Genomic DNA, 22,761 nt, shown 5'->3' on the forward strand with positions numbered 1-22,761 from the left:
CGCCGTGGATGCACTGACGACCGACGCAGAGCCTGACGCCGGCCCGACTGGGACCGCTGTCGAGTTAGCGGCACAGGATCTCTGGCCAGAGCGGCTCGACACGGGCTGGCAGTGCGTCAGCACGCCGGCGGGCGCGTGTGCGTCGCCCGCCGACTTACCCATGGACGGCTGGCTCGACGCGCCGGTGCCCGGCACGGTGGCGAGCGCGCGCCGTGCGGCGGGCCTCTTCGACGCCGCCCATCCGCCGCCGCTCGCTTTCGACGATCACTGGTACCGGCTGACGCTGACAGGCACGGGTAAACGCCGCTTGCGTCTGCACGGGCTCGCGACGCTCGCCGAGGTCTGGCTCGACGGCACCAGGCGGCTCGATTCCGATTCGATGTTCGTCGCGCACGATCTCGACATCGAACTGCACGGCAGCGCGACGCTCGCCCTGTGCTTTCGCTCTCTCACGCCGGCGTTGGCGAAAAAACGCTCACGCGCGCGCTGGCGGCCACGTCTCGTTTCGCCGCCGACCTTGCGCAACCTGCGCACCACCCTGCTCGGCCATATGCCCGGTTGGTGTCCGCCCGTGCAAGCGGTCGGCCCGTGGCGGCCGGTCGAACTGCTCAGCGATGCGCCGGACGCATTCGACACCGTCGATCTCGTGAGCCGCCTCGCCGGCGACGACGGCGTTGTTACGCTGACGCTACGTTTTGTTCATCCGCACGACAGCGCGGCGAGCTGCGCCTCGCTGAATTGCGGCGGGTTTGTTTCGTCTTTGCAATGGCGCGATGCCTATACGCTGACCGGCAGCGTGCGCGTGCCGCAGGTCGAACGCTGGTGGCCGCATACGCACGGCACACCGACTTTATATCCTCTGACGTTGCAGCTCGATGACGAGCGCCCGATAACCCATGTATTGGGATCGGTCGGCTTTCGCCGCATCGAAGTGGACCATGGCGCGGACGGTGCGGGCTTCGCGCTGCGCGTCAACGGTACGCCGGTGTTCTGCCGCGGCGCCTGCTGGACCAGCGCGGATCTCGTTACCCTGGGCGGCACCGCTGAGCAATTGCGCCACGCTTTTGCACTCGCGCGCGCGGCGGGAATGAACATGCTGCGCGTGGGCGGCACCATGGTGTACGAGTCGGATGCGTTCTACGCGCTCGCCGACGAATACGGCATCCTCATCTGGCAAGACTTCGCGTTGGCGAATTTTGACTACCCGACCGATGCCGCTTTCAGTGCGTCGATCGACCGCGAAGCCAGCCAGTTCCTGACCCGCACGCGGCGTTTCGCGTCGCTCGCGGTGCTGTGCGGCGGCAGCGAAGTCGACCAGCAGGCGGTCATGTTGGGCCTGCCGGCTTCGATGCGCACGCAACCATTGTTCACCGGGCAGTTGCCGGCGATCGCGGCACGCGAGCGGCCGGACGTACCGTACGTCAGCAACTCGCCCTCAGGCGGCGTCTGGCCGTTTTCGACTAATACCGGCATCACGCATTACTACGGCGTCGGCGCCTATCAGCGTCCGCTCGACGACGTGCGCCGCTCACAGGTGCGCTTCGCCGCCGAGTGCCTCGCGTTCGCCAACGTGCCCGACGACGCCACCTTGCACGACGCGCTCGGCACGATGCACATGCACGATCCGCGCTGGAAGGCCGCCGTGCCGCGCGACCCCGGCGCCGGTTGGGATTTCGACGACGTGCGCGACCACTACCTTCAGACGCTATATGGTGTCGAACCGGCGCGGCTGCGTTACGAAGACCCGCAACGCTATCTGGACCTGTCGCGCGCGGTGGTCGCCGAACTGATGAGCGACGTGTTCGCCGAGTGGCGCAGCGCCGGCTCGCCATGCGGCGGCGCCCTGGTCTGGCAGTTTCAGGATCTGCGGCCCGGCGCGGGCTGGGGTCTGATCGACGCCACAGGACGGCCCAAAAGTGTCTGGCACGGCCTCGCGCAGACACTGCAGCCCGTGCAGCTGGTTATCACCGACGAAGGCCTCAACGGCCTCGCTATCCATTTACTGAACGAGCGTGCGCAACCGTTGCAAGCGCAACTGGATCTGGTGTGCCTGCGCGACGGTTGCGTCAAGGTAGCGTCCGCGAGCCGTGTGGTCGAGCTGGCGCCGCACAGCGCGGAGCGTATCGGCGCGGCGGAGTGCCTCGGCCAGTTCATCGACTTCACGCACGCGTATCGCTTCGGCCCGCGCGCGCATGATGTAACGATTGCGACACTGCGCGATCCGGCAAGCGGCCGGATTCTGACGGAAGCGTTTCATCTGCCGGAACGGCGCGTCAGCGAATGCCACGAGCTGGGTTTGACGGTGACTGCCGAGCGCGCCGGCGACAGCTGGCAACTCGTCATCGAAGCAAAGCGGTTCGCGCGCTTCGTTCATACCGTTGACACGCATTACCGGGCCGCGCACGACTGGTTCCATCTGCCGCCGAACCGCCCTGTGATCGTGCCGCTCATCCCCGCGGCTCAACTCGTTGCGTCTGCATCGAACCCGGTGTTTAACGCTGACGTAACATGCGCGGCGCCCGCCGGCGAAGTGCGTGCGATCAATGCGATTTCCGCCACGTTCTACGGTTGACTGTCACCTCTGAGCTAGCCCTCCCTTCGCAATACGCCTGAAGCCTCGCGTCGCGCGTATTCGCCTGTTTGTTTTCATGCATCACTGTCGGTTTTTTTGCGACTTTCCCGTCGCCAGAAAAGCGATCCGTATGGCACCGTACGCAATGTATGGAACACAACTGAATCAATTCCGGCACATCCGGGACGCCCCTCTACAACACGCCTGCAAAGGCTGTTTCATACCTGCGACGCCACCCGGAAAGACGCTCGCAGCGGCAGCTAAGCCAATCTGGTCAAGGACTTGAGCCGAACAAAAATACCGGACTGCCCCCTCCGCCGAGTGAGATGCGCTGTACATATTTGAAACAAAAAGGCACGTTTCGCTTCGCGCACCGCTAAGGCCAGCTTCGCTGCACCGCATCAGCCCTCGGTTTCCCGACGGCTGGCACGCTCCTCGCTAAAGAGATAGCGCAACACGGCGTCGCCGCGACGAGATCGACAAGAACGGCGGTGACGCATCAGGCCAATACGGGGCCGTTCCTGCTCGTCCTTCGCTGCTCGCCAGGCAGCTCGTTGTCTTAATGGATGCAGGCATCGGATCAAAAAACAGGAGTCGCGCGGCGCGTGGCTTCACGCGAGGACCGATCATGTTGACACTTCAATCAGACCTGCATGGCAACCATTTGCTCGGCGCATTGCCGTCCCACGAATGGCAAGCACTTGCTCCTCACCTCGAACTGGTCCATCTGCGTACCGAGCAGTTGCTGTGCGACTCCGGCCAGCGCATCCATCACGTCTACTTCCCGACCACGGCGATCATCTCGATGCTCTCGACGATGGAAGACGGCAGCTCGGTCGAAATCGCCGCGGTCGGCCGCGAAGGCATGACCGGCGTGCCGGTGCTCACCGGCGGCGAAACCATGCCGAACCGCGTGCAGGTCCAATGCGCCGGTTTCGCGTACCGGATGAGCGCACAGGCGCTCAAGCAGCAATTCGCCCGCTCCGATTTCCTGCGCCGCCTGATGCTGCTGTATATGCACGCCCTGCTCACGCAAGTCGCGCAAACGGCTGCCTGCAATCGCCACCACGCGCTGAACAAGCAGCTGTGCCGGTGGCTGCTGATCGAGGTGGACAGGGTCGCTTCGAACGATCTGACGGTTACCCAGCAACTGATCGCCGACATGCTCGGCGTGCGCCGCGAAGGCATCACCGAAGCGGCCGGCAAGCTGCACGACGAAGGCCTGATTCATCACAGCCGCGGCCACATCAAGGTGCTCGACCGCAAGGGCCTCGAAGCGCGCGCCTGCGAATGCTATGGCCTCGTCAAACGCGAATTCGACCGACTTCTGCCGCGCCTGCGTCAGGCTGAAACCGTCGAGTAAGCGCTGCATTCTTTTGATTATCCGGTAGATCACCATGTTTAGGAATACTGCCCGATGTCTCGACGCACTCTTTGTGATCGCTGGCGGACTGCTCGCTCACTGGATGCGCTTTTCGACGCCGATCGCGTTGACGGACACCGAGCGTCTCCTGATCGCCTTCAACTGCGTACTCGTGCTGCTGCTGTTTCCCGGCTTCGGCGTGTATGAAACGTGGCGCGGGAAATCACTGCCGGCAATGCTGGCACGCGTGGGCGCGGCGTGGCTGGTCGTGGTCGCCACCGCCGTCGTGCTGGCGTTTACCTTGCACCGGATGGACGCGCTGTCGCGCTTATGGTTCGGCTACTCGACGCTGATTTCCGGCGCGCTGATCATTGTCACGAAGTGCCTCGTGCATGTGGCGCTGCGCAGCGTGCGGCGGCGCGGCATGAACTTCCGCACGGTTGCGATCGTCGGCGCGCCAGGCTTCTCGCGCACGTTGCTCGCGCATCTCGAACATGCGCCGCAAGCCGGTTTCAAACCGGTCTGCGTATTCGACACCGGCGTCGAAGGGTCCGGCACCTTCGGCGCGCGCCTGAACCGCTTGCCGGTGTTGACCGATCTGAACGCGTTCGCCGCCAAGGTGCGCGACGAGCACGTGAATGAAGTGTGGCTGGCGTTGCCGCTTTCGGAAGAACATACGATCTATCGCTTCACGCGAACATTCCGGCATGACTTCGTCAATCTGCGATTCATTCCCGACGTGCGCAGCCTCTCGCTTTTCAACCACGCGCTGGTCGATGTCGTCGGTTTACCGACGCTGAATCTGAGCGCCACGCCATTCTCGCCGCCGCAGATGTGGCCCAAGCTGATCTTCGACCGGCTGTTCGCGGCGCTCGCGTTGCTGGCGTTGGCGCCAGTCTTCATCGTGCTCGCCATCGCGATCAAGCTGACTTCGCCGGGACCAGTGTTCTTCCGGCAAACCCGCAAGGGCGTCGACGGCCAGCCGTTCGCGATCTACAAGTTCCGCTCGATGACCGTGCATCACGAAGCGCATGGACAGCTCACGCAGGCCGCGCGCAACGACACGCGCGTGACGAAGCTGGGCGGCTTCATGCGCCGCACCAGCCTCGACGAACTGCCGCAATTCCTGAATGTACTGCTCGGCCAGATGTCGGTGGTCGGCCCGCGCCCGCATGCGCTCGAGCACGACGATCTCTACAAGGATCAGGTGTACGGCTACATGTACCGCTACCGGATCAAGCCGGGCATCACCGGCTGGGCGCAGGTGAACGGCTATCGCGGCGCCACCACCAAGGTCGAAAAGATGGAGACGCGCGTCAAGTTCGATCTTTTCTACATCCACAACTGGTCGTTCTGGTTCGACATGAAGATCGTGTTCATCACGATCTTCAAAGGCTTTATCAACCGGAACGCATTTTGAACATGCCACTTCGAGAACCGTTCGTGAAAGTCTCCGTGATCGTGCCGACCTACCGGCGCACCGCCGATCTGGCGCGTTGCCTCGCGGCACTCGACGCACAGCAGCGCCGCGCCGACGAAGTGATCGTGATCGCACGTCACGACGATTACACGACGCTCGACTGGCTGCGCACTCGCGAAGCGAACCGGCCGGACGCGCGCCTGTGGATCGTGCTGGTGCGCACGCCGGGCGTGGTCGCCGCATACAACCTGGGTATCGAAAGCGCCACCGGCGACGTGCTCTGTTTCACCGACGACGACGCCGCGCCGCATCCCGACTGGATCGAGCGGATCGCCCTCGCCTTCGAAAGCGATGCGTCGCTCGGCGGTCTGGGCGGACGCGACATCGTGCATGAACGCAACGGCATTCTGCAGGGGCAGAAGCCGCTCGTGGGGTTGGTGCGCTGGTATGGCCGCGCCATCGGCAATCACCATATCGGCCATGGCGCGGCGCGCGAAGTGCAGGTGCTCAAGGGCGTCAACATGGCGTTTCGCCGCGAGGCGATCGGCACGTTGCGTTTCGACGGGCGCTTGCGCGGCACCGGCGCGCAGGTGCATTGCGAAATGGGTTTCAGCCTCGACGTGCAGCGGCGCGGCTGGACCCTGATCTATGACCCGTCGTTGCTGGTGGAGCACTTCCCGGCCCAGCGCAGCGACGAGGACCAGCGTTACACATTCAACGACGCGGCTTTCTATAACGCGTCATTCAATCTCCGACTCATCATGTGCGAATACCTGAGCCCGCCTGGCCGATGGGCGTTCGTCGCTTACTCGACGCTGATCGGCGATCGTGCGGACCCGGGGTTCCTGCGCGCATTGTCGCTGGCGTTCGAGAGCGGCGGCGTGGCGCTCGCGCTTCGCAAATGGCGAGTCGGTTTACGCGCAATGCGCGGGGCATGGCAGGAGGCGGCACGCTGACCGATCCGATCAGCGCATCGTTTCACGCGAGGGACCACAAAATGAATATCAAAACAATTGCCGCAGGGCTCGCGGCCGCATCTCTATGCGCATGCTCATTGGCGCCAGGACCTTATCTGGACACCAAACGGCTGGAGCCGCCCCCTCCGCCGCAACAGACCGCGGAAAAATTTCCGGTTCGCGCGATCGATGTCGGCTATTTTCGCCAGCAGCGCGCGGCCGCCGTACCGGCGGTCTGTCCGTTGCAGTGCCTGACGTCGAAAACGCGCAGCTCGTATGACTATCGCCTGGGGATCAGCGATCAGCTGAGCATCATCGTCTGGGATCACCCGGAACTGACGGGCGGCGGCTCGGGCGCGGCGGCCGGTGTGCCGCCTCTGCCGGCGGGCAGCAGCGGCACGGCGCCGTCGCCGGGACCGACGCAGACACAAGGCGCGACACCGATCGCGCCGACACCGACGGGCGGCGGCGAAGGTGGCCTGACTGTGCGGGTCGCCAATAACGGCACGATTTTCTTCCCGCGCGTGGGCCGCGTCAAAGTGGTCGGCATGACCGCGCAGCAGGTCCAGCAGGAACTGACAAAGGGCCTGTCCAGGACGATCCGCAATCCGCAACTCGACGTGCGCGTATCGGGCTTTAACAGTCAGTCGGTGCAGGTGACCGGCAACCTGCGCACGCCCGCTTCGGAAGCGATCACCGACACGCCGCTGACCGTGCTCGACGCGATCAATCGCGCGGGCGGCGCACTGGCCGACGCGGATCTCCAAAACGTCGGCGTAACGCGCGACGGCAAGCGCTACACGGTCGACGTCGCCGCGCTGCTCGAAACCGGCGATCCGCAACAGAACGTATTGCTGAAAGACGGCGACATCATCGACGTGCCGGACCGTTCCAACAGCCGCGTCTTCGTGCTCGGCGAGGTCAACAAGCCGACCTCGCTGCCGATGAACCGCGGCCGCCTGACGCTCGCCGACGCGCTGACCGGCGCCGGCAGCCTCGACGTCAAAACCGGCGACCCGCGTTTCGTGTACGTGGTGCGCGGCGCCGACAAGACGCTCACGCCCGACGTCTATCAGCTCGACATGACGCAGGTTGACGCGTTGATGCTGATGACCAAGTTCGAACTACAGCCCAAGGATGTGGTGTACGTGCAAGTCTCGAGCGCCGCCCGCTTTAACCGCGCACTCGAACAGATCACGCCGACCCTGCAAACCTTGTTCTACACATGGCAGTTGTCCAAGTAAAACGATCGCTACGGAGTATCTATATGAGTACGTACGACATGCTGGACCACGGACCGGCGCCGGGCAGCGACGAGGATGCGGTCATGCGGGACTTGTTGCGCATCATCGTCGATCAGATCGGGTGGGTGATCGGCATTGCCGGCTGCGTCATCCTGGCCGCGGTGATTTACACCAGGATCGCGACGCCGATCTATTCCGCCGACGCACTGCTTCAGGTCGAAGCGCAGAACGCCAACGCCACGCCGAGTCAGACCATGCTTGCGCTCATGCCGTCGATCGGCGCGACGCACACCGAGGCGGAAATCGAAATCATCAAGAGCCGCGCGGTGGTCGAGCCAGTGGTCGAGCAATTCAAGCTGAACTTCAGCGTGGTGCCGAAGACCATGCCGGTGCTCGGCAAGATCTCCGCGCTCTTCACGCATCCGGGCCGTCCGCTCGGCGCGGCGTTCGGCATGCGCTCCTATGCGTGGGGCGGCGAGCAGTTCGAGGTCAACTCGATCACGGTGCCCAAGTCGCTCGAAGGCGCGCAGCTGACACTGCGCGTGCTCGACTACGGACGCTATGAACTGATCGACTCGTTCGGCGAACGGATCCTGACCGGCGCGGCCGGCCAGGAGGCGAGCGGCAACGACGTCACGTTGTTCGTCAAGACACTGGTGGCGCGTCCGGGCACCGAGTTCTACGTCACGCGCTTCAACCAGCTCGATGCGGTATCCACCCTCTCGTCCGGTCTGCAGGTGTCGGAGAAAGGCCGTGAAACCGGCGTCGTGCAGCTGTCGTACATGGGCACCGACCCGCACGCGATCACCGCGATCACCAACGCGGTGGCGGCGTCGTATCTTAAGCAGCGCACCGAACGCGCGCAGGAAGAAGCGAGCCGCATGCTGAGCTTCCTGAACAGCGAACTGCCGCGTCTGCGTACCGAGGTGAAAAAGGCGGAGACCGCGCTGTCCGAATACCAGTCGCGGGTCGGTTCGTTCCAGCCGACCCAGGAAGCCGGGGTGTACCTCGCCGGCGGTCTGGACTACGAAAAGCAGATTGCGTCGCTGCGCATCATGCGTGCGCAACTGCTGCAGCGCTTCACCGCGGAGAGCCCGGAAGTGCAGCAGGTCGACGCGCAACTGGCGGCGATGACAAGCGAAAAGGCGCGCTTCGAACAGCACTTCACGACGCTGCCGAGTTCCGAGCGCAACGCCCTCGCCTTGCAGCGCGATGCGAAGGTTGCCGAAGAAATCTACGTGGCGCTGCTGAACAAAACCCAGGAGCTGTCGATTTCGCGTGCCGGCACGATCGGCAACGTGCATATCATCGATCAGGCCTTGCTGCCGTCCCAGCCGGTGCGTCCGAAGGCGGCGCTGATCATTTCGGCGGGCACGGTGCTTGGCATCATCGCCGGCATTCTGTTCGCGTTCTGCCGCCGCACGTTCTTTACCGGCGTGTCCGATCCGGAGTTCGTCGAACGCCGCTTCCAGCTGCCGATCTTCGGTTCGATCACCTTCAGCCCGGAACAGGCGCGCAGCGACCGGCTGTTGAGCGCTGCGCGCGGCGCGGCCCTGCCCGCGCCGAGCTCGCGGCCGACCGAAGTGCAGGCCCTGTCCGCGACGCCATCCGGCATCGAGCGGTTGATCCGGCCGCGCACGGCGGCGGCCAAGGGCGCGCGCGTGCCGGTCGGCACGCAAACCGTCATCCCGTCGGCCAGGACGCCGATGCGCTCGCTGCTGGTGAAGACCCATCCGTACGATATGACCGTGGAAGGTTTGCGCGGATTGCGCGCCACGCTGCAATTCGGCCTGGTCGATGCGCCCAACCGGGTGGTGGCGATCACGAGCCCGGCGCCTTCGGACGGCAAGAGTTTCCTGTGCGCGAACCTCGCTGCGCTGATCGCCGAGTCCGGCAAGCGCGTGCTGCTGATCGACGCCGATCTGCGGCGCGGCCGGCTCGCGCAATATTTCGGCCGCTCGCCCAACGGCGGCTTGACCGAACTGCTGACCGGCCAGGTCGACCTGGAAGTCGCGGCTCGCGCCACGGGCGTCGACGGCTTGCACTTCATCGCGGCGGGCGCTTATCCGCCGAACCCGTCCGAGATCCTGACGTCGGCGCGCTTCAGCGAAATCCTTGCGCGCTTCGAGCAGGAGTTCGACCTGGTAATCGTCGATACGCCGCCGCTACTGGCCGTTGCCGATGCCGCGGTGGTCGCCAATATCGCCGGCTCGACGGTGCTGGTAATGCGTGCCGGCATGCACTCCGAGCACAACGTGACCGATGCGCTGAAGAAACTGCGGCGCGCGCGTGCCCGGGTGGTTGGCGGCGTGATGAATGCGGTGCCGTTGAAGAGCCGCAACAGGAACGGCACGTATGACTACGCGTATGCGTACACCTACTCCGCCGGCGATCCGCTCAATCCTCAGGCTCCGCAACCGCCACAATAGATCGTACAGCTACTGTACTAACGAAAAGGGGCTGCGCCTGATCAAGGCGCAGCCCCTTTTTGCACTGGCACACGGTTTATGCGAGCGGATACGAAGCGAGGTTGATGTGAGATCGACGCGGCGGTATGCGCCGCTCTTACAGAAACGCGCTGACGTCGGTATGAAAACGCACGGCCAGTGCTTTCGCGACCTTCTTGCTGATCGCGCGGCGGCCCGCAAGAATATCGCTTACCACGGTGGGCGAGGCGATTCCGATCAGATCCTTTTGCTTGAGCCCATGCGTTTCCAGCAGATGCCGCAGGACCTCGCGCGGCTCCGCTTTCGGGATCGTCACGTTGTTTGCTTCCCAACTCCCGATCAGGTCGGTGACGATCGCGAACAGATCGGCAAGCGGGTCTTCCTCGTTGCCGTTCAGGTGGTCGGAGAGTTCGTTGGCCAGCCGGACCATCTTCTGATAATCCTGCTCGCTGCGAATGGGTGTGAGGGCCAACTGGGTTTGCAGCGCAGCCCAGGCCTGAGCGATGTCGGGAAAAGCTCCCGGGAGGCGATCGGCATTCATGACTTTAAATTCTTCCTCGTCCAAAGGTCGTATTCCGCATGCGTCAATACGTGACGAACGAATAACGACTGCCTGTTGTAGTGAATCGCCGCGACGATCCGGTAACGGTTGCCACCCACATCGAACACTGTGTATAGCGGCGGCACGTAGTCCACGCCGGCGAACGCGATCGAACTCGTCTTGCGTCAGCGTCCCCAGAGATTTTCCTGCACCGCGTCGCCCGGCCAGGTGAGTTCTTCGGCAGTGAGTTCGTGATCGATCCGCTCCATCGCCACCCGTGGACGCTCGCCCGCCGCCGCGATCGTGCGCGTTACTTCGCACATGAAGGCGCGCCGGAACACCGCCGCCGAAAAGCGTTCGGCATTCGCACGGCACGCAGCCGGCGTGATCTGTTCACGCTGGCGTTCGAAGCGGTCGATCGCATCGAGCATCGACACAACCGTTTGGCGTGCGAAATATACGCCGGTAGGATGCGCCTTGCCGACCGGCACCACCGTTTCGAGCGCCCCGCCCTTGCCGAACGCGATCACCGGCGTGCCGCATGCCTGCGCTTCTAGCGCGACGATGCCGAAATCTTCTTCGGCGGCGAATACGAAAGCTCTCGCGCGTTGCAGATGATCTCGGAGGACCGTGAACGGTTGATAGCCGAGAATCGTCACATTCGGACCGGCCTTGGCGCGAATCGCCGCCATCTGCGGACCATCGCCGATCACGATCAGCTTGCGGTGCGGCGTCACGGTAAAGGTTTCGACGATCAGATCGATGCGCTTATACGGCACCATCCGCGAGGCGGTCAGATAAAAGTCTTCCTTACGCGTGCACATTTCGAATCTGTGCACGTCGACGGGCGGCGGAATCACTGCCGCATCGCGCCGGTAAGTTTTCATCATGCGGCGCGCGACGAACTGCGAATTGGCGATCAGCCGATCGACGCCGTTCGCCGAATGCGAATCCCAGCCGCGCAGATAATGCAGCAGCGCGCGCGCTGCCCACGAGCGCGGCCCCTGCGTCAGTTTCGCTTCGCGCAGATACTGATGTTGCAGATCCCACGCGTAGCGCATTGGTGAATGCACATAACTCACGTGCGTCTGATCGGGGCCGACCAGCACGCCTTTGGCTACCGCATAGGAGCTGCTGATAATGAGGTCGTAAGTCGATAGATCGAACTGTTCGATTGCAAGCGGCATCAGCGGCAGATACGCTCGATAGCGGCGCTGCGCAAACGGCAGGCGCTGGATGAACGAGGTTGTGACGGGCTTGCCGCCGAGGGGTCTGCGGTCTTCGAGGAAATCAACGAGGCTGAAAAGATCGGCATCGGGAAAGCACTCAATGATCTGTTCGAGCACTTTCTCCGCCCCGCCGGGCGCGACGAGCCAGTCGTGCACGATCGCCACTTTCATAATCTCGTTACCTATCAAAAAACGGCCCGTAGCCATAGGATCGAGTGTATGTGGCGCTTCGTTTGCTGTGCGTGCGCATGCCCACATTCGGGGCCCGACAGTCCGCGAATAATAAAGACTCGCCATTCGCCTCCTGCGAAGTGGCGCACTCAATTACTTCGCCTTCCTATGCGCCCGACGATCGACGTCTCTCCACTTGCCCATTCGTTGCCGCTGGTTCAGCCAGCTTTGATCGATACGCCCGCTGCACCTTCGACACCCGTGACATCCGTGACACCCGCAACGCTCGCGCCCGCGATGCCGAGCGTGCTGTTCGTCGATCAGAGCGGCCAGCTCGGCGGCGCTGAATTCGCGCTGTTGCAACTGGCGGGAAGCTGCACCTCGCGCAGCCAGGTCGTGCTGCTCTCCGACGGTCCGTTTCGCGTGCGGCTCGAAGCGCTCGGCGCGCGTGTGGAGGTGCTGAACGATGCGCGCGTGTCGGGTATCGTGCGGCAAGGCTCCGGTTTGAACTGCCTGCGCGCCGTGCCGGGCATCCTGCGCCAGGTACGCGCAATCGCCTCGCGGGCGCGCGACTTCGACGTGCTGTTTCTCAACACACAAAAGGCGCTGGTGCTCGGCGCGCTCGGCAAACCGCTGCATCGCAAACCGGTGATCTGGTATCAGCACGACATCCTGACGCGCGAGCACTTCGGGCGTGTGCAATTGAGCGTCGTCAAGTGGCTGGTGCGTGTCGCGGTCGATCAGGTCGTGGCGAATTCGAAGGCGTCGGCGCAGTCGCTGGCGGCGCTGACGGGCGTCGCGCCCGATACGGTGCCTGTCATCTACAACGGCATCGATGCGGGCGCATTCAGCCGCGTCGACGGCGCGAATACGGCCGCGCTGCGCGAGCGTCTGGGCTTGCCTGAGGATGCATGGGTCGCGGGTTTATTCGGCCGCCTCGCGCCATGGAAAGGTCAGCACATTGCGCTCGACGCGCTGGCGCGGCTGCCCGGCGTGCATCTGGTGCTGGTCGGCGCGCCGCTATTCGGCGAGGACGCGTACGCGCAGCGTCTCCATCAGCAGGCCGAACAATTGGGCATTGCGGATCGCGTGCACTTCGCAGGCTTTCAGGACGACGTGCCCGCATGGATGAAAGCGATGGACGTCATTTTGCACACCTCGACCGAACCCGAGCCGTTCGGCCGGGTGATCGTCGAAGGCATGGCGGCGGCGCGGCCGGTGATCGCCGCGGCCGCCGGCGGCGTGACCGAGATCGTGCGGCATCGTCAGAACGGCTGGCTGGTGAAACCCGGCGACGTGGCCGCGTTAGCCGAGGCGATCGAAGCGTTGCGCGCCGAGCCGGCACTCGCGCAGCGCCTCGCGGCGCAGGCGCTCGCCGATGCGCAAAACGCGTTTTCGGTGGATCAGTATTTGCAACGGATGACGCAGGCCATCGCGCAAGCCGCGCGCTGAAACAAACTCGCGCGCGGCTGCTAAAAGACCTGGCTTAGACCTGGTTAGCCCTTGCTGTACTCGATGGTCTCGACGCCGGTATCGGTGCCGAGCAGGCACAAATCCGCGCCGCGGCCGGCAAACAGACCCACCGTCACCACGCCCGGCCATGCATTGATGTGCATTTCCAGCGTGCGCGGGTCGCTGATCCGTAGACCTTTGACGTCGAGGATCTCGTTGCCGTTGTCGGTGATGAACGGCACGCCTTCTTTCGTCACGCGTACCACCGGCACGCCGCCGAGCGCCGTGACGCGGCGGCCGATCGCGGTGCGCGCCATCGGCACGACTTCGATCGGCAGCGGGAAGTTGCCGAGCACGTCGACGCGTTTGCTTGCATCGGCGATGCAGACGAACACGTCCGACACGGACGCGACGATTTTCTCGCGCGTCAGCGCCCCGCCGCCGCCCTTGATCATCGCGCCGCTGTGATCGATCTCGTCGGCACCGTCCACGTACACCGGCAGCGAATCGATTTCGTTCAGGTCGAACACCTTGAAGCCGTGCGATTGCAGGCGCGCGGTGGTGGCGAGCGAGCTCGACACCGCGCCGCGATAACGGGCCTTGTCGACAGCCAGCGCGTCGATGAAACAGTTCGCGGTGGAGCCGGTGCCGACGCCGATCACCGCGCCTTCGGGCACGTTGGCGTTCACGTAGTCGGCGGCGGCCTGGCCGACCAGTTGCTTGAGTTCGTCTTGGGTCATAGGAAATGCTGGCGAGCAGTGAAAACGACAAGTTTACCGGAGTCGCATGCGAACGCCGGATTGATGGGGTAGATGCGCGGGAAAGAGCGTGGAAACAAGTCTAAAAGGACGGGGTTTGCGCCAGCGCGGATCGTGCGGGGGAACGCTGTTCGGACGGGGTTTGAGGCACCGCGCGGCGAGGTGGCTGGGCAGCCTTGTGCTGGACGGTGATCGAAGCTGGGACGTCGAGCCTGCGGCTTTGCGCCGAAGCCGGTTCGACGCCCCTTAAGCTTACTTCTTCACCGACCGCTGACGCACCGCTTCGAACAGACACACGCCGCTCGCCACCGAGACGTTCAGGCTTTCGACCGTACCGGCCATCGGAATCTGCATGACGACGTCGCAGGTATCGCGCGTGAGGCGCCGCATGCCCTCGCCTTCGGCGCCCATCACCAGCGCGACCGGACCGTCGAGTTCCGTCTCATACAGGCTGCTGGTCGCCTCGCCGGCCGTGCCGACCACCCAGACGCCCGCATCCTTCAATTCGCGCAACGCGCGCGCCAGATTCGTCACCGTGATGTACGGGACGGTATCGGCTGCGCCGCTCGCCACCTTGGCAGCCGTCGCGTTCAAACCCACCGCGCGATCGCGCGGCGCGATCACCGCGTGCGCGCCGGCAGCGTCGGCGACGCGCAGGCAGGCGCCGAGATTATGCGGATCGGTCACGCCGTCCAGCACGAGGATCAGCGGCGAACCGTTGATGCCGTCGAGCAGTTCGGCAAGGTTCTGCGCGAGCGGCATGTCGCCCGCGCGCGCGACCACGCCCTGGTGCCGCTCGGTATGCGAGAGGCCCCACAGACGCGTTTCGTCGGCGGCGATCAGACGCACGCCGGCGTCCTTCGCCGCATGCAGGAATTCGGTCATGCGACGGTCTTTGCGCGTCGCGTCGTAATAAACCTCTTCGACCGTCGACGCGTCGTGCCGCATACGCGCGGTCACTGCGTGGAAACCGTATAGAACCTTGAGACGTGACATGACTGAAAAACCTTTGATTGAGCGCGCCTTCAACGCGCGCTGCTGTGATGAATACGAGCCTGGGTGCGACTTGAATACGATCTGAGTACGACCTGGGTAAGACGAAATGCAGACCGCGCGCAACCGGTACGTGACGACGTACCCGATGCGCGCGGTTCGACCACCATGCGACTTCAGCGCTTCTTGCGTGCCGGCTTCGACGCCGATTTGGCCGGCGCGCCATGCTTCTTCGCCGCGCCGCGCGCTGCGCGCGCTTCCTTGACGGCCGCGGTTTGTGCCGGCGCGGCCTTCTTGCGCCGCCCACCCGCGCCTGCCGCGCCACCCGCCCCAGCTTCGACCGGCGGCAACGAACGCACGCGCGCGCCGCCGTTTTCGCCGGAGACCTTGTCGGCCGGCGCCGGACGACTCGTCGGCGACTTGATCGGCGTGTCGCGCACGAGACGGAAGTCGATCTTGCGCGCATCGAGATCGACGCGGCTCACCTGCACCCGCACGCGATCCGACAGGCGATAACGAATACCGGTGCGCTCGCCGCGCAGTTCGTTCTTGATCTCGTCGTACTGGAAGTAGTCCGAGCCCAGTTCGGTGACGTGCACAAGGCCTTCGATGAACAGCGCGTCGAGCTGCACGAAAATGCCGAACGACGTCACGCCGCTCACCATGCCGCCATACTCTTCGCCGAGCTTGTCGCGCATGAAATAGCACTTGAGCCACGCTTCGACATCGCGCGAGGCTTCGTCCGCGCGCCGCTCGTTGGCCGAGCAATGCAGACCGAGCTCTTCCCAGATCGCAACGTTGTTCGATCGCGTGCGGCCGCGCTTCTCGTCGTCGGCCTGCTGCATCGCGCGGGCACGCGGCGACAGCGCCGTATTCAAATCGACGCCGTGCGGCGCTTCCGGCTGATATTTGCGGCCTTGCAGGATCGCGTAGATCGCGCGGTGCGTCAGCAAGTCGGGATAGCGACGAATCGGGCTCGTGAAGTGCGCATACGCCTCGTACGCGAGACCGAAGTGGCCGATGTTGTCCGGGCTATAGACGGCTTGCTGCATCGACCGCAGCAGCATGGTCTGCATCATCTGCGCGTCGGGCCGTTCGCGGATTTGCGCCATCAGCGCGGCGTAATCGCTCGCGTGCGGCGTGTCGCCGCCGCCGAGCGAAAGGCCCATGCCGCGCAGGAAAGTGCGCAGGTTTTCGAGCTTCTCGGCAGTCGGCCCGGCATGCACGCGGTACAGACCCGGATGCTTGTGGCGCTTGAGGAAGTCGGCGGCGCAGACGTTCGCGGCCAGCATGCATTCCTCGATCAGCTTGTGCGCGTCGTTGCGGGTGCGCGGCACGATCTGCTCGATCTTGCCCTGCGCATTGCAGACGATGTACGTTTCCGTGGTATCGAAATCGATCGCCCCGCGCTTCTGGCGCGCGGCGAACAGCGACTTGTACACGCCGTACAGATTCTGCAGCTGCGGCAGCAACGCCGCGCGGCGCGCGGCTTCAGGGCCCTTGGTGTTCTTCAACACCGCGGCCACTTCCGTGTAGGTCAGCCGCGCCACCGAGTGCATCACGCCCGGATAGAACTGATACGCCTTCACCTCGCCGCGCGCGGTGATGATCATGTCGCACACCAGCACGCAACGGTCGACTTGCGGATTGAGCGAGCACAGCCCGTTCGACAGTTTCTCCGGCAGCATCGGAATCACGCGGCGCGGGAAATACACCGAGGTGCTGCGTTCGATCGCGTCGGCGTCGAGCCCGCTCTTCGGGTGCACGTAATGCGACACGTCGGCAATCGCGACGATCAGGCGGAAGCCTTCGCCGCGACCGACCTGAACCGGCTCGCAATAGACGGCGTCGTCGAAGTCGCGCGCGTCTTCGCCGTCGATCGTGACAAGCGGCACGTCGCGCAGATCGATGCGATGACGCGCGTCGACAGGGCGGACTTCGTCGGGGAGCTTGGCGGCTTCGTCGAGCGCGGCCTGGCTGAATTCGTGCGGCACACCGTACTTGCGCACCGCGATTTCGATTTCCATGCCCGGGTCGTCGATATCGCCCAGCACTTCCACCACGCGGCCGAGCGGCTGCGAATGACGGCTCGGGAAATCGGTGAGCTCGACCACCACCACCTGGCCGACCTTGGCCTTCTTGGTGTTCTGCGTGATCAGAATGTCGTGACCGATGCGCTTGTCTTCGGGCGCGACGATCAGCGCGCCATTCTCGTTGAGCAGCCGCCCGATCACGCGCTTGTTGGCGCGATCGGTGACTTCGACGATATGCCCTTCCGGACGCCCGCGGCGGTCATAGCCGACGATGCGCGCAAGCACGCGATCGTTGTGCATGACCTTTTGCATCTCGCCGGTCGGCAGGAACAGATCGTCCTGACCGTCATCGCGCACGAGAAAACCGTAGCCGTCGCGATGGCCTTGCACACGGCCGGCGACGAAGTTCGACGGATGGGTCAGCTGATAGAGATTGCGCTGATCGAGCCGGATCTGGCCGTCGCGCTCCATGGCGCCGAGGCGCTTGAAAAATCCTTCGCGCTCCTGGCGCTTGATCGACAAGGCTTCGGCGATGTCGTTCGCGGCAAGCGGCGCTTCACTCGTGCGCAGGACGCCCAGGATTTCTTCGCGGCTTGGAATCGGATACGGAAATTTGCTCAAGGGCTTGTCGATGATTTTTTCTCGTTGCATGGACGTCGGTCGGCGATGTGGCTCGGCTTAAGAAGCGTTTGAGATGCGCTTAAGTTGCACTTGCGATTGCACTGGAATGACTGCTCGGGTCCGGCTCGTTCAAGTCTGAGTCCGACGGGCGTGTGCACCGTGCCAACGAACTACTGCGAGGCATTCTAACACCCGTCTTGCGCGCCACGCGGCCCGTCAATAGTCGCTGTGAGGCGCGTGCGGCCTGGCCGCCGCGCTGTTTAAGCAAGTTCCGAGAAACGCTTGACAGGCCTGAATCTGTCGCTATAATGGCGTTCTTTGCTGTTCATCACCTGCCCAGGTGGCGAAATTGGTAGACGCACTAGGTTCAGGTCCTAGCGGTGGCAACACTGTGGAGGTTCGAGTCCTCTCTTGGGCACCAGATTCAAAAGTAAAGCCGCCTACGGGCGGCTTTACTTTTTGTGTGAAGGCTTGTGATGGTGTTCGCTTAATAACGATCGGATCACGGGTTTGCAGGAGGGTCGTTGGTGGTTGGCGAGTTTGCTTCGCTGTACGGACGGCTGAGCGGTTTGATGAAACGATGTTTGCAAGCGGGGATTGACACGCTGCATCATCCCGTTAAAATAGCGGTCTAGCTTGAAGACGTGCCCAGGTGGCGGAATTGGTAGACGCACTAGGTTCAGGTCCTAGCGGTGGCAACATCGTGGAGGTTCGAGTCCTCTCCTGGGCACCAGAAAAATAGATCCAGATCAGCTTCTGGATCTGATGTTAATGAAAAGCCCGCTTTGCGGGCTTTTTGTTTTTGGGGACGCCTAAAAGGCGCTCGCGTCCCACGATAAGCCGACGTCGAATGAGTACGTTTTTGAGTACATTGAAAGTTCGAAATCAAACAATGTACTCACCATGCCCTTCACCGTTCGTGAAGTGGAAGCGGCCCGCCCGCGGTCGAAGCCCTACGGCGTCGCCGACGGCGACAGTCTTGTCCTTGGGTCACGCCAAAAGGCGGCAAATTCTGGCACTTCCGCTACCGCCTGCACGGCAAGCAACCCCGCATCTCGCTGGGACGCTATCCCGACGTTACGCTCCAGAAGGCAAGGCTGCAGGCAGCGTCTTATCGCGCACCTGTCGCCGACGGAGTCGATCCACGCGTGAAACGGCGGGTTGACCGGCAACAGGCTGAAAGCAGCGACGACGGCACGTTCCGGGCAGCAGCCGAACTCTGGCACAAGGGCAAACAGGATGCGGGCCGTTCAGCCTCGACGCTGGACAAGATCCGGACGTATCTGGACAAGGACATCCTGCCCGAGCTCGGTTCGAGCAGGCTGACGAACATCACGCGCGCAGACTGCGCCCGCGTCCAGGAGCGCTTCGAAAAGCGCGGCGCCCAAGGCCAAGCCATATCCCCACCTCCTTGAAGCGGAACTGCCCGATTTCCTGCGCGCGCTCGACAAATCCACGAGCCGCCTCATCGCCTACGTCGGTGCCTGGCTGACGATCTGGACGGCGAGCCATCCGGGCATGGTCCGATACGCCGAATGGACCGAGGTCGATCTCGACGGCCCGCTGTGGACGATCTCCGCAGAAAAAATCAAGATGAGGCGCAGCCACGTCACCCCGCTTCCGTCGCAACTGGTCAAGGCGCTCCGGGAGCTTGAGAAGCTGACCGGCCGCCATCGGCACCTTTTCCCTGGAATCGGCATGAAGCATGAAGTCATCAGCGAAAACACGATCAATCTCGTTTTCTTGAAGATAGGCTACAAGGGGCGCATGGTCGGCCACGGTACCCGTCACACTGCAAGCACCCTCCTTCGTGAACACGGCTGGCAGAAGGACCACGTCGAAACGCAGCTATCCCATCTTGAGGAAGGCACCGCGGGCGACTATAACCACGCAAAATATTTAAGGCAGCGTCGAGCGATGATCCAGTGGTACGCCGACTACCTCGACGCGCTCAAGGCAGGTATGGGCCCAGATCAGCAAGAAGCTTTTCGGCGAAGGGTCAACGTCATACATTCGCGAGTTGCTGTCGAGAACCCTCAGCGCGGCACGACGACATAATGGATTGACGCGACGCTAGAACGTGGGCTTGCTGATCTAGTGATCACGAACGCGCCAGCGGGCGCCGCATGGACGGAACGGAAGTTCATTGCAACTGGTTCAGAATTTTGGCAATCCCGGCGGATTGCTTTCGGAACGGCTCAACGCCTCGGCCTGTATCCCCCAGCGCGCGAGCGAGCGTGCGTAAGTGCCGTTGGCGATCACACCATTGGTCGCGAGTGTCAGTCCGTCGACGAGTCCGCTGCCTTTGCGTGTTGCAACTGCAACGTCAGCTCTTGCGGGCCAGCCCGCATCCACGGTGCCCACCTGGCGAATCGCACCGGTTCGCGCGGCGTCGTAGGCAAGCGGCGCGTTAGGATTGAACTCGACGTCCGCTCGACCGGAGAGCAGCGCAACGCGGCTTGCCGCGTCGTCGTCGAAATACTGGATCTCCACAGGTCTAAGACCTTTCGCGACGTTCTGCCGGTTCCATTCGAGGATGATCTTTTCCTGAATCGTCCCCGAACCGGTGATCACGCGCAGGCCCGCAATGTCTTTCGGCTCCGCGATGCCGCGTATCGGGCTGGCGGTTCGCACATAGAAACCATGCAAACCCTGACGGTACGTGGTGAAGTCGAACTTCTCCTTGCGCTGTTCCGTTACGCCGACGTTCGAGATGACCGCGTCGTATTTCCCCGAACTCAACCCCAATGGCCAGTCGGCCCATGCAATAGGTACGATGTCGAGCTTGAGCCCCAACGCGTCGGCAATCAGCTGCGCATAGTCCGCATCCGAACCGACGACGGTTCGCGCATCCGTCGCATAGGTTGCGGTGGGCGGGCCATGCGGCGCGATAGCGACCGTCAGGAATCCTTCCCTGACGAACCGGTAGCGATTTACGATCGCCGCAATCGCCTGCTCGTTCTTGCCGGTACGAATACGCCCGGGCTGCTGCGGACTGAGATCGACGCCGGTCTGCGCGGCATGAGCGCCACCACCGATCGTCGCGAGCCCGGCCGTGAGGCCGGTCATAATGAATGTACGCCTGTTGATCATCGTGTTACGGAGATGGAGTCGTCAAAGCACGCGGGACAGAAATTCGCGCGTGCGGGAATGTTGTGGCGCGTTCAGCACGTTCGCCGGCGGCCCGACTTCGATCACCCGGCCACGATCCATGAACACGATGGTGTCGGCCACTTCCCGCGCAAAGCCGATCTCGTGCGTGACGATCACCATCGTGGTGCCGGAGCGCGCAAGCTCCTTGATGACGTCGAGCACTTCGTTCACTAGTTCGGGATCGAGAGCGGATGTCGGTTCGTCGAACAGCAGCACTTTCGGCCTCAACGCCAATGCGCGAGCAATGGCGACCCGCTGCTGCTGGCCGCCCGACAATTGCCGCGGCCACGCATCCGCCTTATTCTCCAACCCGACGCGCGCTAGCAGACCATGCGCGAGTTGCTCTGCTTCCTTGCGTGGCAACCGGCCAAGCGCGACCGGCGCCTCGACGATGTTTTGCAACACGTTCAGATGCGGGAAGAGATTGAAGTTCTGAAAGACCATGCCGACATCCACGCGACGCCGTAGCACATCCCTCTCCTTCAGCTCGTACAGCGTCATGCCTTCGCGGCGGTATCCGATCAGCTCACCGTCGATGTCGATAAAGCCGTCGTCGACCCGTTCGAGGTGATTGATCGTGCGCAACAACGTCGACTTGCCGGAGCCGGATTGACCGAGGATCACCGTCACACTGCCGGGGCTCATGGTGAGCGAGATGTTCTCGAGCACCTTCAGTGTGCCGAAACTCTTCGACACGTTCTGAATGACGACCTCGCCGCCTTTGCGCTGACCGGTCCACAGATTCGCATCGCTGGCGACCGTCGGCCCGGCCGGCGCGGCGGCGAATCGAGAATCGCCGGACGATGCGATTTCATCCCGACGCCAGAGCCGACGTCGCACGAACCCTGGCAGCGCTTTGACGAAATCATCGGATAGGGACGGCGTCGTGCTGCGCGTTGCCCCACGCGAGAAATGACGTTCGACGTAGACCTGGATCGCTGAAAGCACAGTGAGAATGATCAGATACCACACGGTCGCCACCATCAGCAGCGGGATGACTTCAAGATTGCGCCGATAGATGATCTGCACCGTATAGAACAGTTCGGGCATGGCCAGCACGTAGACCATTGCGGAACCCTTCGCCAGTGTGATGAGATCGTTGAACGCGGTCGGCACGATGGCCCGCATTGCCTGCGGCAGCACGATGCGCCGCGCCTGGCGAAGCCGCGGCAGTCCCAACGCGGCGGCCGCTTCGAGCTGCCCCTGATCGACGGAAAGAATGCCGCCTCGAATCACTTCCGCCGAAAAAGCGGCGTGATTGAGCGTCAGACCGAGAACGGCCGCGCAGAAAGGACTGATGACCTCGATGGTCGGCCAGTTTGCAAACGTGATGCCAGTAAAGGGAATGCCGATACTGATGGTTTCGTACAGATAGCCGAGGTTGTTCAGGATCAGCAGCAACACGATGAGCGGAGTCGAGCGGAACAACCACACGAAAACCCACGCGCTGCCTGCCAGGAGCGGGGAACGCGAGACTCTGGCCAGCGCGATAAGCATACCGAGCGCGAAACCAATCGACGCGCCCAGCGCCGTCAGCAGCAGTGTCCGTCCCAGCCCCGACAGCACCGGTTCCGACAGAAACCATTCGGCAAAAACGCCCCAGCCCCAGCGCGGATTGGCAAGCACGGAGTCGAGCACGAGCGCGATCAGGATCGCCGCGACGACCGCGCCGGCCGTGCGCGCGCGATGCTTCGCAGGCACGACGCGACATCGGCTTCGATCCCGTCGCAATTCTTCTTGCCCGGAGCCCGACGCCTGTACGGCGACTTCAATGGTTTCGTTCATCGTTCGCACCGTGTCTGTTTCGT

General features: G+C 63.3%; 17 protein-coding genes, 2 tRNA genes and 1 pseudogene. 12 read left to right on the forward strand and 8 right to left on the reverse strand.

The genetic code is table 11. The features are described from left to right. The first annotated feature begins 4 nt into the window (after nt 1–4). The 6 genes from AC3WOG_RS12770 (at nt 5) to AC3WOG_RS12795 (ending at nt 9,984) form a co-directional block, all read left to right on the forward strand. The gene (locus AC3WOG_RS12770; RefSeq protein WP_492578333.1) at nt 5–2,572 is read left to right on the forward strand and encodes a glycosyl hydrolase 2 galactose-binding domain-containing protein; all 2,568 of its coding nucleotides are present in this window, start codon (nt 5–7) and stop codon (nt 2,570–2,572) included. A gap of 628 nt (nt 2,573–3,200) precedes the next feature. Then, nucleotides 3,201–3,935: a Crp/Fnr family transcriptional regulator gene (locus tag AC3WOG_RS12775; RefSeq protein ID WP_006048767.1), complete on the forward strand. Its 735-nt coding sequence runs from the start codon at nt 3,201–3,203 to the stop codon at nt 3,933–3,935. A 34-nt stretch (nt 3,936–3,969) separates the two neighbouring features. Beyond that, entirely contained in the window at nt 3,970–5,355 is a 1,386-nt protein-coding gene (locus AC3WOG_RS12780; protein WP_492578334.1) for an undecaprenyl-phosphate glucose phosphotransferase, read from the forward strand. Between the two features lie 2 nt (nt 5,356–5,357). Continuing rightward, nucleotides 5,358–6,311 (forward strand): glycosyltransferase family 2 protein, encoded by a 954-nt coding sequence (locus AC3WOG_RS12785; RefSeq protein WP_492578335.1) that lies wholly within the window; start codon nt 5,358–5,360, stop codon nt 6,309–6,311. 41 nt (nt 6,312–6,352) lie between these two features. After that, nucleotides 6,353–7,555, forward strand: coding sequence for a polysaccharide biosynthesis/export family protein (locus AC3WOG_RS12790; protein ID WP_492578336.1), 1,203 nt, complete (start codon nt 6,353–6,355; stop codon nt 7,553–7,555). Between the two features lie 23 nt (nt 7,556–7,578). Beyond that, a complete protein-coding gene (locus tag AC3WOG_RS12795; protein WP_492578337.1) occupies nt 7,579–9,984 on the forward strand; it encodes a polysaccharide biosynthesis tyrosine autokinase in 2,406 nt (801 codons plus the stop codon). A 136-nt stretch (nt 9,985–10,120) separates the two neighbouring features. On the opposite strand, the gene AC3WOG_RS12800 is transcribed toward AC3WOG_RS12795, so the two are convergent. From AC3WOG_RS12800 to AC3WOG_RS12810, 3 genes are read right to left on the reverse strand one after another with little or no spacing between them, the layout of a single operon-like run. Beyond that, nucleotides 10,121–10,543, reverse strand: coding sequence for a helix-turn-helix domain-containing protein (locus AC3WOG_RS12800; protein WP_492579789.1), 423 nt, complete (start codon nt 10,541–10,543; stop codon nt 10,121–10,123). Beyond that, the gene (locus tag AC3WOG_RS12805) at nt 10,540–10,698 is read right to left on the reverse strand and encodes a type II toxin-antitoxin system HigB family toxin (protein ID WP_492578338.1); all 159 of its coding nucleotides are present in this window, start codon (nt 10,696–10,698) and stop codon (nt 10,540–10,542) included. Before AC3WOG_RS12805 ends, AC3WOG_RS12800 begins: the two co-directional genes overlap by 4 nt. Nucleotides 10,699–10,728: 30 nt before the next feature. Continuing rightward, nucleotides 10,729–11,943, reverse strand: coding sequence for a glycosyltransferase family 4 protein (locus tag AC3WOG_RS12810; RefSeq protein ID WP_492578339.1), 1,215 nt, complete (start codon nt 11,941–11,943; stop codon nt 10,729–10,731). 168 nt (nt 11,944–12,111) lie between these two features. Here AC3WOG_RS12810 and AC3WOG_RS12815 point away from each other — a divergent pair, with 168 nt between their 5' ends. Then, the gene (locus AC3WOG_RS12815) at nt 12,112–13,395 is read left to right on the forward strand and encodes a glycosyltransferase (RefSeq protein WP_492578340.1); all 1,284 of its coding nucleotides are present in this window, start codon (nt 12,112–12,114) and stop codon (nt 13,393–13,395) included. Between the two features lie 44 nt (nt 13,396–13,439). Here the strand turns inward: AC3WOG_RS12815 and rpiA are convergent, their stop codons facing one another. From rpiA to rnr, 3 genes are all read right to left on the reverse strand, one after another. After that, nucleotides 13,440–14,135 (reverse strand): ribose-5-phosphate isomerase RpiA, encoded by a 696-nt coding sequence (gene rpiA, locus AC3WOG_RS12820; RefSeq protein ID WP_492578341.1) that lies wholly within the window; start codon nt 14,133–14,135, stop codon nt 13,440–13,442. A 270-nt stretch (nt 14,136–14,405) separates the two neighbouring features. Beyond that, nucleotides 14,406–15,149, reverse strand: coding sequence for a 23S rRNA (guanosine(2251)-2'-O)-methyltransferase RlmB (gene rlmB / locus AC3WOG_RS12825; protein WP_492578342.1), 744 nt, complete (start codon nt 15,147–15,149; stop codon nt 14,406–14,408). Nucleotides 15,150–15,322: 173 nt separating this feature from the next. Further along, nucleotides 15,323–17,830, reverse strand: a complete 2,508-nt coding sequence (rnr, locus tag AC3WOG_RS12830; RefSeq protein WP_492578343.1) for a ribonuclease R — start codon at nt 17,828–17,830, stop codon at nt 15,323–15,325. Between the two features lie 304 nt (nt 17,831–18,134). Here rnr and AC3WOG_RS12835 point away from each other — a divergent pair. From AC3WOG_RS12835 to AC3WOG_RS12855, 5 genes and pseudogenes are all read left to right on the forward strand, one after another. Beyond that, nucleotides 18,135–18,221 (forward strand) — tRNA-Leu (locus AC3WOG_RS12835). 225 nt (nt 18,222–18,446) lie between these two features. Beyond that, nucleotides 18,447–18,533: transfer RNA gene (locus tag AC3WOG_RS12840), tRNA-Leu, on the forward strand. A 298-nt stretch (nt 18,534–18,831) separates the two neighbouring features. After that, nucleotides 18,832–18,900, forward strand: a pseudogene (locus tag AC3WOG_RS12845) (hypothetical protein); the annotation flags it as partial. 48 nt (nt 18,901–18,948) lie between these two features. After that, a complete protein-coding gene (locus AC3WOG_RS12850; protein ID WP_492578344.1) occupies nt 18,949–19,215 on the forward strand; it encodes a phage integrase central domain-containing protein in 267 nt (88 codons plus the stop codon). 103 nt (nt 19,216–19,318) lie between these two features. Then, nucleotides 19,319–19,858 (forward strand): tyrosine-type recombinase/integrase, encoded by a 540-nt coding sequence (locus tag AC3WOG_RS12855; protein ID WP_492578345.1) that lies wholly within the window; start codon nt 19,319–19,321, stop codon nt 19,856–19,858. Nucleotides 19,859–19,957: 99 nt separating this feature from the next. Here the strand turns inward: AC3WOG_RS12855 and AC3WOG_RS12860 are convergent, their stop codons facing one another. Both AC3WOG_RS12860 and AC3WOG_RS12865 read right to left on the reverse strand, forming a co-directional pair. Then, nucleotides 19,958–20,893: an ABC transporter substrate-binding protein gene (locus tag AC3WOG_RS12860; protein ID WP_492578346.1), complete on the reverse strand. Its 936-nt coding sequence runs from the start codon at nt 20,891–20,893 to the stop codon at nt 19,958–19,960. Nucleotides 20,894–20,914: 21 nt separating this feature from the next. After that, on the reverse strand, nt 20,915–22,738 hold the full coding sequence (locus tag AC3WOG_RS12865; protein ID WP_492578347.1) for an amino acid ABC transporter permease/ATP-binding protein: 1,824 nt from the start codon (nt 22,736–22,738) through the stop codon (nt 20,915–20,917). Nucleotides 22,739–22,761 lie beyond the last annotated feature (23 nt).

The sequence above is a fragment of the Paraburkholderia sp. FW306-02-B genome (assembly GCF_058782725.1).

Excerpts from the sequence above, each read along its gene's own strand:
- rpiA (WP_492578341.1), bottom strand. The coding sequence starts at position 14,135 with ATGACCCAAGACGAACTCAAGCAACTGGTCGGCCAGGCCGCCGCCGAC.
- AC3WOG_RS12785 (WP_492578335.1), top strand. The coding sequence starts at position 5,358 with ATGCCACTTCGAGAACCGTTCGTGAAAGTCTCCGTGATCGTGCCGACC.
- AC3WOG_RS12790 (WP_492578336.1), top strand. The coding sequence starts at position 6,353 with ATGAATATCAAAACAATTGCCGCAGGGCTCGCGGCCGCATCTCTATGC.
- AC3WOG_RS12855 (WP_492578345.1), top strand. The coding sequence starts at position 19,319 with ATGGTCCGATACGCCGAATGGACCGAGGTCGATCTCGACGGCCCGCTG.
- AC3WOG_RS12810 (WP_492578339.1), bottom strand. The coding sequence starts at position 11,943 with ATGAAAGTGGCGATCGTGCACGACTGGCTCGTCGCGCCCGGCGGGGCG.
- AC3WOG_RS12780 (WP_492578334.1), top strand. The coding sequence starts at position 3,970 with ATGTTTAGGAATACTGCCCGATGTCTCGACGCACTCTTTGTGATCGCT.
- AC3WOG_RS12815 (WP_492578340.1), top strand. The coding sequence starts at position 12,112 with ATGCGCCCGACGATCGACGTCTCTCCACTTGCCCATTCGTTGCCGCTG.
- rnr (WP_492578343.1), bottom strand. The coding sequence starts at position 17,830 with ATGCAACGAGAAAAAATCATCGACAAGCCCTTGAGCAAATTTCCGTAT.
- AC3WOG_RS12865 (WP_492578347.1), bottom strand. The coding sequence starts at position 22,738 with ATGAACGAAACCATTGAAGTCGCCGTACAGGCGTCGGGCTCCGGGCAA.
- AC3WOG_RS12775 (WP_006048767.1), top strand. The coding sequence starts at position 3,201 with ATGTTGACACTTCAATCAGACCTGCATGGCAACCATTTGCTCGGCGCA.
- rlmB (WP_492578342.1), bottom strand. The coding sequence starts at position 15,149 with ATGTCACGTCTCAAGGTTCTATACGGTTTCCACGCAGTGACCGCGCGT.
- AC3WOG_RS12860 (WP_492578346.1), bottom strand. The coding sequence starts at position 20,893 with ATGATCAACAGGCGTACATTCATTATGACCGGCCTCACGGCCGGGCTC.
- AC3WOG_RS12795 (WP_492578337.1), top strand. The coding sequence starts at position 7,579 with ATGAGTACGTACGACATGCTGGACCACGGACCGGCGCCGGGCAGCGAC.
- AC3WOG_RS12800 (WP_492579789.1), bottom strand. The coding sequence starts at position 10,543 with ATGAATGCCGATCGCCTCCCGGGAGCTTTTCCCGACATCGCTCAGGCC.